Origin of the sequence: Kitasatospora sp. NPDC059160 (assembly GCF_042755465.1) — a bacterium.
Taxonomy (GTDB): Bacteria; Actinomycetota; Actinomycetes; order Streptomycetales; family Streptomycetaceae; genus Kitasatospora.
The window spans coordinates 75,432-85,824 of record NZ_JBHZCN010000032.1 but is presented as its reverse complement, the minus strand read 5'-3'; the positions used below and the strand labels follow the sequence as shown (position 1 = coordinate 85,824).

17 protein-coding genes are annotated in these 10,393 nt (G+C 72.3%); 9 read left to right on the top strand and 8 right to left on the bottom strand.

All coding sequences use genetic code 11. The features are described 5' to 3' along the window. Positions 1-109 precede the first annotated feature (109 nt). Both ACFXOZ_RS16225 and ACFXOZ_RS16220 read right to left on the bottom strand, forming a co-directional pair. Positions 110-331, bottom strand: coding sequence for a DUF397 domain-containing protein (locus ACFXOZ_RS16225; RefSeq protein ID WP_380528496.1), 222 nt, complete (start codon positions 329-331; stop codon positions 110-112). Beyond that, positions 328-1,173 carry a helix-turn-helix domain-containing protein gene (locus ACFXOZ_RS16220; RefSeq protein ID WP_380528497.1) on the bottom strand — a complete coding sequence of 282 codons (846 nt, stop codon included), beginning with the start codon at positions 1,171-1,173 and terminating at the stop codon, positions 328-330. Before ACFXOZ_RS16220 ends, ACFXOZ_RS16225 begins: the two co-directional genes overlap by 4 nt. Positions 1,174-1,485: 312 nt before the next feature. Between ACFXOZ_RS16220 and ACFXOZ_RS16215 the strand changes: the two genes are divergently transcribed. The 4 genes from ACFXOZ_RS16215 to ACFXOZ_RS16200 are packed head-to-tail and all read left to right on the top strand — an operon-like array spanning position 1,486 to position 3,050. Next, positions 1,486-1,878: an ATP-binding protein gene (locus ACFXOZ_RS16215; RefSeq protein ID WP_380590887.1), complete on the top strand. Its 393-nt coding sequence runs from the start codon at positions 1,486-1,488 to the stop codon at positions 1,876-1,878. After that, positions 1,875-2,051, top strand: a complete 177-nt coding sequence (locus ACFXOZ_RS16210) for a hypothetical protein (protein WP_375890084.1) — start codon at positions 1,875-1,877, stop codon at positions 2,049-2,051. The genes ACFXOZ_RS16215 and ACFXOZ_RS16210 overlap by 4 nt, the downstream gene beginning before the upstream one ends. Positions 2,052-2,106: 55 nt before the next feature. Further along, positions 2,107-2,547 carry a hypothetical protein gene (locus tag ACFXOZ_RS16205; RefSeq protein ID WP_380590884.1) on the top strand — a complete coding sequence of 147 codons (441 nt, stop codon included), beginning with the start codon at positions 2,107-2,109 and terminating at the stop codon, positions 2,545-2,547. A gap of 56 nt (positions 2,548-2,603) precedes the next feature. Next, on the top strand, positions 2,604-3,050 hold the full coding sequence (locus ACFXOZ_RS16200) for a hypothetical protein (RefSeq protein WP_380590881.1): 447 nt from the start codon (positions 2,604-2,606) through the stop codon (positions 3,048-3,050). Between the two features lie 6 nt (positions 3,051-3,056). On the opposite strand, the gene ACFXOZ_RS16195 is transcribed toward ACFXOZ_RS16200, so the two are convergent. Together ACFXOZ_RS16195 and ACFXOZ_RS16190 are read right to left on the bottom strand one after the other, a co-directional pair. Beyond that, entirely contained in the window at positions 3,057-3,479 is a 423-nt protein-coding gene (locus ACFXOZ_RS16195; protein ID WP_380590878.1) for a tautomerase family protein, read from the bottom strand. 35 nt (positions 3,480-3,514) lie between these two features. Continuing rightward, a complete protein-coding gene (locus ACFXOZ_RS16190) occupies positions 3,515-4,216 on the bottom strand; it encodes an SDR family oxidoreductase (RefSeq protein ID WP_380528507.1) in 702 nt (233 codons plus the stop codon). Between the two features lie 180 nt (positions 4,217-4,396). On the opposite strand from ACFXOZ_RS16190, the gene ACFXOZ_RS16185 reads away from it, so the two are divergent. Further along, complete coding sequence (locus ACFXOZ_RS16185) at positions 4,397-5,008, top strand: TetR/AcrR family transcriptional regulator (RefSeq protein ID WP_380590875.1); 612 nt, start codon at positions 4,397-4,399, stop codon at positions 5,006-5,008. An 85-nt stretch (positions 5,009-5,093) separates the two neighbouring features. On the opposite strand, the gene ACFXOZ_RS16180 is transcribed toward ACFXOZ_RS16185, so the two are convergent. Then, positions 5,094-5,516, bottom strand: a complete 423-nt coding sequence (locus tag ACFXOZ_RS16180; protein ID WP_380529344.1) for an SRPBCC family protein — start codon at positions 5,514-5,516, stop codon at positions 5,094-5,096. 98 nt (positions 5,517-5,614) lie between these two features. Next, a complete protein-coding gene (locus ACFXOZ_RS16175; RefSeq protein ID WP_380590872.1) occupies positions 5,615-6,097 on the bottom strand; it encodes an SRPBCC family protein in 483 nt (160 codons plus the stop codon). 61 nt (positions 6,098-6,158) lie between these two features. Here ACFXOZ_RS16175 and ACFXOZ_RS16170 point away from each other — a divergent pair, with 61 nt between their 5' ends. From ACFXOZ_RS16170 to ACFXOZ_RS16160, 3 genes are all read left to right on the top strand, one after another. Then, a complete protein-coding gene (locus tag ACFXOZ_RS16170) occupies positions 6,159-6,758 on the top strand; it encodes a TetR/AcrR family transcriptional regulator (RefSeq protein WP_380529340.1) in 600 nt (199 codons plus the stop codon). A gap of 65 nt (positions 6,759-6,823) precedes the next feature. Then, on the top strand, positions 6,824-7,480 hold the full coding sequence (locus ACFXOZ_RS16165; RefSeq protein WP_380529338.1) for a formylglycine-generating enzyme family protein: 657 nt from the start codon (positions 6,824-6,826) through the stop codon (positions 7,478-7,480). A gap of 35 nt (positions 7,481-7,515) precedes the next feature. Continuing rightward, a complete protein-coding gene (locus ACFXOZ_RS16160) occupies positions 7,516-8,037 on the top strand; it encodes a GNAT family N-acetyltransferase (RefSeq protein ID WP_375890100.1) in 522 nt (173 codons plus the stop codon). Here ACFXOZ_RS16160 and ACFXOZ_RS16155 read toward each other — a convergent pair. Together ACFXOZ_RS16155 and soxR are read right to left on the bottom strand one after the other, a co-directional pair. Further along, entirely contained in the window at positions 8,034-8,957 is a 924-nt protein-coding gene (locus ACFXOZ_RS16155; RefSeq protein WP_380590869.1) for an aminoglycoside phosphotransferase family protein, read from the bottom strand. The two genes, ACFXOZ_RS16160 and ACFXOZ_RS16155, sit on opposite strands and share 4 nt — an antisense overlap. Before the next feature lie 43 nt (positions 8,958-9,000). Next, on the bottom strand, positions 9,001-9,582 hold the full coding sequence (gene soxR / locus ACFXOZ_RS16150; protein WP_380590866.1) for a redox-sensitive transcriptional activator SoxR: 582 nt from the start codon (positions 9,580-9,582) through the stop codon (positions 9,001-9,003). Positions 9,583-9,638: 56 nt separating this feature from the next. Here soxR and ACFXOZ_RS16145 point away from each other — a divergent pair, with 56 nt between their 5' ends. After that, positions 9,639-10,349 (top strand): transketolase, encoded by a 711-nt coding sequence (locus ACFXOZ_RS16145; RefSeq protein ID WP_380590863.1) that lies wholly within the window; start codon positions 9,639-9,641, stop codon positions 10,347-10,349. The last annotated feature ends 44 nt before the right edge of the window (positions 10,350-10,393 follow it).

Genomic DNA, 10,393 nt, shown 5'->3' with positions numbered 1-10,393 from the left:
TTGTTTCGTTCTCTCGGTTCCGGGCCGTCGGTCAGCCTCTCGCGCCCCCCCGCGCCGCGGGGGGCCCCGGGGGCCCCGGGGGGGCGCCCCGCCCCCCGCCCGGGGTGATTCAGGGGGTGGCGGGGAAGTCGTCGGAGCGGATGCCGGCGATGAAGGACTGCCACCCGTCGGGGGAGAAGGCGAGCGCCGGGCCGTGGGGGTCCTTGCTGTCGCGGACCGGGACGATGTCCGTGATGGCATCGGCTACTTCGACGCAGTTGTCGTTGGGGTTGCTGGCGCTTGCCTTCCTCCACTGGATGGGGAGCGCGGAGGCGACAGGGAAATGGGTCACTTGAGCATGTCTCTCTTCTGTGCGATGAGGCTACGAGACTGGTCGAGGTCCAGGGCGGTTGCCATGATCTCGTCGAACGCCGCTCGATAGATATCGACTTGGCCCGGGTCTTCAACCCAATCGCTGCTGAGCATGCCGCTGAGCAGAACCAGGTCGAGATCTCGTTGCCGGAACTCCAGGAGTGCGAACGAGCCGGTCATGCCAGGGTGCGGCGGAGCCATGGACGGCATGATCTGAATTCTGATGTTGGGGAGCTGACTGAACTGCAGCAGCTTGTCCAACTGGTCTGTCATGACCCCTGGGGCGGCGCCCATGGTCAGGGCTGCCTCGTGGATCACGGCCCACAGTTTCAGTGGGTTCTCGGACCGTGTGAGGACGGATTGCCGGTTGATCCGGACTTCCACCCGCTCTTCGACGCTGGGCTTGTTTATCACGCCGCTGGCGATGATGGCGTGGGCGTACTGGCGCGTCTGGAGGAGGCCGGGGATGTAGGCAGACTCGTACGACTTGTTGCCAACAGCCGTTTCTTCGAGCCGGATCAAGTCCGTGTAGAGCGGGTTCAGTTGCTCGTAGCCCGCCATCCAGCCCGGGCGGCGTTTGTCCCGGAGGATCTCGACGAGGACCTCCTTGAGCTCCTCGTCGCACTCGTAGAAGTCGAGCAGGGCGCGGACGACATCCGGCTTGAGCTGGACCCGGGCGTTCTCGTACCGGCTGAGCTTCACCAGGTTGATGCCGTCGACCTGGGCGGCGACCTCTTCGGCGGAGAGGCTCTTCAACTCGCGAAGCCTTCTCAGCTCGGCGGCGATGCGTCGGTACCGCACTGCTGGCACTGCGACTGCCATCTACGTAACCCCTCCATGACGTTCAAGGACCAGTGTGCATGCGAGTGGTGACGGTTCGCCACCATCGGCAACAGCCTAGAGGGCGCGCCTAGCCATCAGATCTGAAAGTTTTCATATTTCATCGACTTGCCTTGCGATCATTCGCGGCGATGCTCCATGCTGTGCGTGACGAAGTGCTGCCTGTGCGTGACATGCATGGCGTAAGGCTGTAGCGCACCCTCGTGAGGCGCTTCGTGTTGGACGCCTACGGGCGGCCGTCGTGGTCGCCCGGCCTTCTCCACTCATGTCATGTGCCTGGAAGGTGACTTCGCCATGTCTCGAACCTCCTCCACCATCTGGCTCCCGCGCAGCCGCCGCTCGCCCGCGATGGCCCGCCAGCGGCTCGCGGCCCTCCTCTCCTCCACCCCGTACGGCGAGTGCTTCCTCGACTCCGGGCTCGTCATCACCACCGAGTTCGTGACCAACGCCGTCCTGCACGGCACCCCGATCGGCCACCTCATCTACTTCTCCCTCGACGTCGACCCCACCCGCCTCCGTATCGAGGTCCACGACGCCCGGGGTGACCGGGTCCCCTCCCTCTCCTCGCCCGGTCTCGACGGCGAGACCGGGCGAGGCCTCCAGCTCGTCGACTCCCTCGCCAAGCGCTGGGGCTGCTGCCCGCGCCGGCCGATCGGCAAGATCGTGTGGGGCGAGGTGGCGGCGTGATCGACCGGCTCCGCGACCTCTGGTTCCAGCACTGCTCCCGCGCCCCCGTCGCCCGACTCCTCCGGGCTGAACGTCGGCGACTCGACGTGGAGCTGGCCCGCCGGATGCCCGGTGCCGCTGCTGCCGTCCGCCGACAGTTGCTCGCGGCGATCGGGGGCGCCGAATCCTCCTGATCGGCCCAGCCTCTCGCGTGTTACGTTTGAACGCGTTCAAAGGAGGGGTGGAGGCATGGCCGTGGTGCCCACGAGTGCGAGGTGGTTGGCCGGGGTGGCAAGTGCGGTGCCCCTGGTGCCGTTGGTGCTCATCGCGCCGACGTGCGGGGCCGGTCTGCGGCTCTTCCTCTCCGCCGTCGGGCTGCTGAGCGGCGCCGTCTGTGCCGTGCCGGTCTTCTACCGGCGCCAGGACCGGTTCCGGGTCGCGTGCGCGGCGGCCGGGTTCACGGTGGCCGCCGTGTGGGTGCCGCTGCTGATCATCGGCCTCCTGGCCGCGCTCGCCCTGGGCGGCTGGGCCTGGTTCCTGGCGTTCCTGCTCATGCCGGTAGCGGCGATCAGCGTGCTGATCGCCGCCTTCCAGCGGGCACGGGGGCTGGAGCACGGCCGGGCGGCGGTCGCCCTCGGCGGGCTCGCCGCAGCGGTCTCGGTGGCCGGCTGGTTCGCTCTGGTCCTTTAGCGGGCAGCGCTCTTCAATGACTGCCCGGTCGGGCGCTACGTGGGTACCGTCGGCCCGTGATCGATCACGGAATCGCCTTCCCCCATTTCCGGCTGCACGTCGTGCCCGCCGTCGTCTCCCTGGCCAGCCCGACCTGGCAGCGGGAAGTGTGGCTCGACCGTAGGCAGTTCGAGAACCTCGACCACATCGTGCACGTGCTCTTCGACGACTTCTGCGACGCGGACGAACCCGAGCGCCATCTCGGCCTGAGCCTCCGCACCGAGGAGGAGGTCGCGCTGATGGCCCGGCTCGGCGCCGCGTACGGCGCGGTGCAGGACGCGGTCGGAGCCCAGGCCCCGGACGAGGCCTTCCTTGACGCCCCCGGCTGGCCCGACGTGGTCTCGGCGGCGGCCCGGTTGGCCCAGGTGATGCTGGGCAACGACTACTTGGCGCTGGCGAACCTCCACGAGGCCGGTCACACCTGGCCGCCCGGCACCGGGCAGGTGCCGGGCGGCACTTCCTAAGGCCGGTCAGTACGGGATCGGGCGGTTCTCCCGGACCCACAGCTGTTCGGCCTCGCTGTTGGACGGCGGAGGGGAGATCCCGTCCATCATCCACAGGTCGCGGGGCGTCTCGTCGACGTGGAACTCGCAGTACAGGCCGCGATCGGTGGTGTGGGGCGCGAGGACGGCGGCGAGCGCCTCCCGGGTGCGCTTGCGCACGTCGGGGTCCTCGGTGTGGCGGGCGATGTGCTCGACCACGATCCGTACCGCGTCCTGGGTGGGCTGGTCGCCGACGTGGAAGTCGTCGGCGCCGATCTCGTGGAACAGCGTCATCACGTAGAACTTCGGCAGCCCGAAGCGGGTGTAGATGCCGGTGATGTCGGCGGCCATCCGCTGCTTCTGCTCGGGGCTGTAGGTGCCGCGGGGGTGGTAGACGTGCCACAGGGGCATGGGTGTTCTCCTCAGCGGTGCAGGGGTGCGGCGGCTCAGCGGCGGAAGGGGACGGTCAGGCCCTCCACCGGCCCGGCGAGTGCGGCCTTGAACGACCGGGAGACGTCGTCGACGAGCACCTCGCGGTCGCCGCGCTCGATGCCGTCCAGCACGATGCGGGCCACCTCGTCGGCCGGGAGCTTGTCGACGGGCAGAGCTGCCACCATCTCGGTGTCGGCGAAGCCCAGGTGCACGCCGACGACCTGGGTGTGCTGGGCGGCGAGCTCCAGGCGCAGGGAGTTGGTGAGCGACCACAGGGCCGCCTTGGAGGCCCCGTACGCGCCCGCGCCCGCGCCCCAGGACAGTGCGGAGTGGATGTCGACGAGTGCCCCGCCGCCCCGGGCTGCCAGCACGGGCGCGAAGGCGCGGGCGATCCGCAGCGGGCCCAGGACGTTGGTGTCGAAGGTGTCCTGGACGTGCCGCAGGTCGGCGGTCAGCAGGGCGCCGGGGTGCAGGACGCCGGCGTTGTTGAAGACGATGTCGACGTCCTGGGCCCGCTCGGCGAGGGCGGCCACCGAGGCGTCGTCGGTGACGTCCAGGGCGAGGACCTCCACCCGGCCGTCCTCGCTGGGGACGGGTGTCCGGGCGGTGGCGTAGACCTTCGTCGCGCCGCGGGCCAGCAGTTCTCCGACGAATGCCCGGCCGAGGCCGCGGAGGCCTCCGGTGACCAGGGCGGTGGAGCCTTCGATCACGGTCATGTGCGTGTTCCTCGCTCTCGGAAGGGTGGTGCCCCGTCGCCGGGGCTCCCCACTGGTTTTAGATTATGGCCATCATCTAAAATGGGCAAGGGAGCCCCGGATGGGAGAGTGGGACCGCCACCGGGAGCACCACCGGGGGCCGCCGGGACACCACCACAGGACGACGAAGGGAGCGCGGACATGCCCCGCGTCTCACGCGCCGAGGCCGAACGCCACCGTCAGGAGGTCATCGACCACACCGCCAGGCTGATCCGGGAGAAGGGCTCCGAGCAGGTCAGCGTCCCCCAGGCGATGGCCGCGGCCGGACTCACCCACGGCGGCTTCTACCGGCACTTCTCGTCCAAGGACGACCTCGTCGCCCAGGCCCTCACCGCCGCCTTCGCCGAACGCCGCGAGGCCATGGACGCGCTGGCGGACCCTGGTGCGGACGACGACCCCTCGGACGAGCGGCGCACCCCCCGCGCCGAGTTCCTCGCCCGCTACCTCTCCGCCCTCCATCGCGACCACCCCGGCCAGGGCTGCGCCGCCGCAGCGCTGGCCGCCGACGCGGCCCGGGCCGAACCCGGCGCCCCGCTGCGCACCGCCTTCACGGCCGGGCTGCGCGACCTGGTCGACGGCTTCCAGCAGCTGCCCGACGCGGCCGGGCGCGAGGCGGCGCTCGCCGACCTGTCGACGATGGTCGGCGCGCTGATGCTCGCCCGGGCGAGCGACGATCCGGGCCTGTCCGCCGAACTCCTCGCCGCGGCTCGGCGCCGCCTGACCGCGACGGGTGAGGGCGCACCGCAGGCCTAGGGTGGGGGCCTGCGCACGAGAAGTCGACCAGGTCGACTTCTCGTGCGCCGTGCACCGCCCGCCCGCCGCCCGCCCGCCGTCCGGCTCAGTTCGCGAAGCGCTCCCGCAGGGCGGCCAGACCGGCGGTGAAGACGCCGTGCACGCGCTCGGTGGACTCCTTGCGGTGCTCCGCCTCGATGTCGTACGTGACGCTCCACTCCACGAAGCTGGTGTCCAGCTCGGTCACCGGGGTGACCCGCAGGGTGGCGCGGTAGCGGTCGAAGTGGAAGGTGCCGTCGGGGAAGCTGTAGGTGTAGGCCCGGGCCTCGCCGTCGTAGGCGACCAGCATCTCGTTCAGGACGACGCCGTCGAACTCGAAGACCCGGACCGCGCCGATCGCGTTGCCCGTCAGCGCGTTGCCGAGCCGGCTTGTCGGCAGGTGGGGGTGCCACTCGCCGAGGGCGTGGAAGTCCCCGATCAGTTCCCAGACCCGCTCGGCCGGGGCCTCCACCACTGTGCTGACCGTCATGACCGCCATGGCCGTCGCCGCCTCTCGTCCGCTGATCCCGTTGGCAGGGAACCATCCTGGCGGCGCGTCGGCTGCGGACGCCAGGGGGCGTGCCGTGGTCAGCGGTGGGCCAGTCGGCGCAGCAGTCGTACGGGGGCGCTCCATCGTGCCGGGGAGTCCACGGTGGCGCCGCAGGCGCGGACGGCCCGGTCGAGGGAGTCCTCCAGCAGGGCGTCGTGCAGCCAGCGGAAGGCCAGCGGCCAGGTCAGCCGGCTCGGGCCGTGCAGGCGCATCGCGATGGTGTGGCGCAGCAGGGAGCCGCCGTTCGCGGGCTGGACGGTGAACTCGTGGAACCCGTCGAAGCCGCGCGGCCCGCTGAACCGGAACCGCACCCACCGGCTCGGCTGGTAGCCGACGACCCGGTAGCGGACCGGCCCGTGCCCGCCGGCGGCGCCGACCGCGAGCGGGCCGTCGAGCTCCAGCGGGGGCCAGTCGGGGCCGGGCCAGAGCCGGTCGTCCGGGCCGGCGAGGCCGTCGAGGAGTGCGCCGACCGTCGACTCCGGTGCCGGGATGGTGCGTTCGTGGATGTTGAGCACGGCCACAGCGGGTCCTCCTGGTTTTGGATGGGTCCCTCCAATTGAATTGGAGAGTACTCTCCATTGCATGCCCAGGCCACCCCGCCATGACGAAGCCACCCTCCTCGACGCCGCCGTGCGCCTCGCGGCCGTCGGCGGTCCGGCCGCCGTCACCATGTCCGCCGTGGCCCGCGAGAGCGGTGCGCCCAACGGCTCCGTCTACCACCGCTTCCCCCAACGCTCCGCCCTGCTGGCCGAGTTGTGGCTGCGCACGCTCGGGGAGTTCCACGACACCTACCTGCCGGTCCTCGCCGGGCAGGCCGAGCCGCGGCTCGTCGCCGGCGCGGCCGCCCGGCAGGTCGTCGCCTGGAGCCGGGCGCACCGGGAGGGGGCCGTCGTCCTGCTGCACGGCGCGGAGGCCTTCGGCCGGGCCGAGTGGCCGCAGGAGCAGCTGGGGCGCGAACGGCAGGCCGGGCGGCGGGTGCGGGAGGCGGTGGAGGGGCTCGCCGAGCGGCTCGGCGCCGTGACGCCGCTGGACCTCGACCGGGTCACCCTCGCGGTCGTCGGCCTGCCGCTCGCCGTCGTCCGGCCGCACCTGCACGCGGGCACCCCGCTGCCCGCGCACGCGGAGGAACTGGCCGAGCGCGGGGCGATCGACCTGCTGGGCGCAGTCGGGTCGAAGGGCTGAGTCGGGTCGAAGGGCCCGAGCCGGGCGGCCGGGGCGGCAAGGGCGGGGCCGTAGGATCGGCGATCATGGAGCCCCGTACCGGACCGATCGCCGTTCCGCCCGGCCGCGTGACGCTCTCCGACCGCCGCACCCAGCGGAGTTGGAGCGTCGAGGTGGCCCCCTTCGAGCTGGCGCCCTGTCCGGTCACCCGCGAGGAGTACGAGGGTCTCACCGGCGACCGCCGCCCCGCGCACAGCGTCTCCTGGCTCGACGCCGTCCGCTACTGCAACGAGCTGTCCCGGCGCGAGGGCCGCGCACCCGCCTATCGGATCGACGGCGAGGACGTCGTCTGGGACCGCACCGCCGACGGCCACCGGCTGCCCACCGAGGCCGAATGGGAGCACGCCTGCCGCGCCGGAACCGACGGGCCGCGCTACGGCCCGCTGGACGAGATCGCCTGGCACCGCGGCAACTCCGGCGAACGCCCGCATCCGGTCGGCGGGCTGCGGCCCAACGCCTACGGGCTGTACGACCTGCTCGGCAACGTGTGGGAGTGGTGCTGGGACTTCTACGACCCCGAGGTGTACGGCAGTTACCGCGTGCTGCGCGGCGGCGGCTGGTTCGACGAGCACTGGAGCTGCCGCGCCTCCGTCCGCCGCCGCAGCCATCCGACCCTGCGGATCGACGACGTCGGCTTCCGGCTCGCCCGGTCCGTCCCGGCCCCCGCCCCCGCCCCGGCCTGAGGAACGGTCAAACGATCTCCGTCGTTGGTGGCGGCATGGACCCAGAGAAGATCTTCCTCCGCCCGATAGCCGAAGCCGACCTCACCGCCCTGGGCGGGATGCTGAACGACCCCGAGGCGCTGGGCGAGTTCCAGTGGTTCGGCTGGGCGGACCCGGAGCGCTTCCGCCGCCGCTGGGCCGAGCACGGGCTGCTGAGCGAGGAGCAGTCGATCTTCGCCGTCGCCACCGAGGGTGAGTTCCTCGGCTTCGTCGCCGCCACCCGCAAGGCCGCGCGGCCGAACAACCCGTACTGGAGCATCGGCGCGCAGCTGATGCCGCAGGCGCGGGGGCGGGGCATCGGCACCCAGGCCCACCGTCTGCTGGTGGACTACCTGTTCGCGCACACCACGGCGGTACGGGTGGAGGCGGACACCGACATCGGCAACCTCGCCGAGCAGCGCGTCCTGGAGAAGCTGGGCTTCACCCGCGAGGGTGTCCACCGGTCGATGGTCTTCCGGGCCGGGGAGTGGCGCGACATGGTCTACTACGGCCTGCTGCGCACGGACCCCCGCCCTTAGGCGGTCCCGAACCACTCCTCGGCGAGGTCGTCCAGCGTCCGCGCCGATGGCCTCAACTCCCGCAGGTACCACGGCAGGTTGCTGTACACGTGCAGCAGTGTGTACGCCATCAGCAGGCGCGGCTCGAAGGGGCGGCCGTAGGCGGTGAGCAGCCGCCCGAGCAGCTGCGGGTCGGCGCGGGTGGTGAACAGGCCGACGGCGACCAGGTCGTAGGCCGGGTCGCCGACCATCGCGGGCTCGAAGTCGATCAGGCCGGTGAGCCGCCAGCCGTCGGCCGGGTCGGTGATCAGGTGCTCGCGCATGAACTCGGTGTGCAGCAGGGCGCGTTGCGGGGTGGCCGGGAGCGGGGCGGTGGCGAGGAAGTCCGGGATCTGCTCCAGCCAGGCCTCGGGCAGACCGCGTTCACGCTGCCGGGCGAGGGCGCCCGCGCGCTGGCGGGCCAGGAAGGCCGGCCAGGCGCCGGGCGGGAGGGCGTCGGCGAGCGGCTCCGCGTCCAGGGCGTGCAGGGCGGCGAGCGCCTCGCCGCAGTCACGGGCGATCCGCTCGCGTGCGCCCTGCGGGATGCGCGGCCAGGCGGGGGCCAGGCCCTCGCCGTGCAGGCGGGACATCAGGACGTAGCGCCAGCCGTTGACGTACTCGCCGGCCGCCCGGAGTGCGGGGGTGGGGACGGGGAGCCTGCCCTCCAGGAAGGCCAGGACGCGCTCCTCGGCCAGTGCCTCCCGGGCGGAGGGTGCCGGGAACAGCTTGAGCACGTGCTCGGTGCCCACCGCGTAGACCGGGACGGAGCCCTCCGCGAAGCGCTCCAGCACCGCCCCGCGGACGCCCAGTCGCGCGCACAGCGCCTCGGCTCCCGGGCGCATCACCGCTTCGTCGGCGAGGACCGCGTCCCCCTGCTCGTCCGTCTCCACCAGGGGCAGCATGCCCGCACTGTAGGCACACCAACGGCCCGTCGGCAAAGGCTTTTCAGCACCCAGGGCCCGCTGCACGCCGCTCCCGGGGGCCGCAGCCGTCCGGGAGGCCCGGCGGGGTGGGCTCCGGTCCGCTGTCCGGGTCGCGGGTGAGCAGGTAGCGGGCGCCGGGGCCGGCCTCGGCGGCGCGGTCGTCGGCGTTGTACAGGGCGCAGCGGGTGAGCGAGAGGCAGCCGCAGCCGATGCAGCCGGTGAGCTTGGCCTTGAGCCGTTCGAGTTCGGCGATCTGTTCGTCGATCCGGCCCCGCCAGGACTCGGCGACGACGTCCCACTCGGTGCCGCTGGGGGCGGGGCGTTCGGGCAGCCGGTCGAGGGCGACCCTGGCCTCGTCCAGGGAGAGGCCGACCCGCTGGGCGGCCCGGACGAAGGCGACCCGGCGCAGGGTGCCGCGCGGGTAGCGGCGCTGGCCGCCGGCGGTGCGGGTGGCGTGGATCAGGCCGAGGCTCTCGTAGTAGCGCAGCGCGGAGTGGGCCAGCCCGCTGCGGGCGACCAGCTGGCCGATGGTGAGCAGGTCGCCGGTGCGCGGGGCGGCGGTGCGCGGGGCAGCGGTGCGGGCGCTGCCGGGTATCGCGGTCATGGGCACTCACTGTAGCGGCTTGACCTCAAGTTCGCTTTAAGTTGCACGATCGACGCATGACGACGACCAGCACGGAAACCGCGGCCCGGGCCCGTTTCGCGGACCTGCCGGGCCTGATGGCCCTGATGACCGGCGACGAGAAGCACGGCCCCGCCGCCACCTCCACCCTGGACGCCCTGTGGGTGCTGTACGACCGGGTACTGCGGGTCTCCCCGGACACCGCCGACGCCCAGGACCGTGACCGCTTCCTGCTCTCCAAGGGCCACGGCCCGATGGCCTACTACGCCGTACTCGCGGCCAAGGGCTTCCTCGACCCGGCCGTGCTGCCGAGCTTCGGCGGCTACGACTCGCCGCTCGGCCACCACCCGGACCGCACCCTGCTGCGCGGCGTGGAGATCGCCTCCGGCTCGCTCGGCCACGGCCTGCCGCTGGGCGTGGGCACCGCGCTCGGGCTGCGGGCCCAGGGGCTGGCGGACCCGGCGGTGTGGGTGCTGGTCGGCGACGCCGAGTTCGACGAGGGCTCCAACCACGAGGCGATGGCCTTCGCCGGCGCGTACGGCCTGGACCGGCTCCACGTGGTGGTGATCGACAACTCCTCGGCCACCCACGGCTGGCAGGGCGGCATCGCCCGGCGCTTCGCCGCCGAGGGGTGGTCCACCGCGACCGTCGACGGCCGCGACCACGAGGCGCTGTACCGGGCGTACACCGCCGAGCACCCGGGGCGCCCGCATGCGGTGGTCGCCCGGGTCGAGCCCAAGGACTCCTGACCGCGCCGCCGGACCCCCGACCGCTAGAACCCCCGAGCGCACCG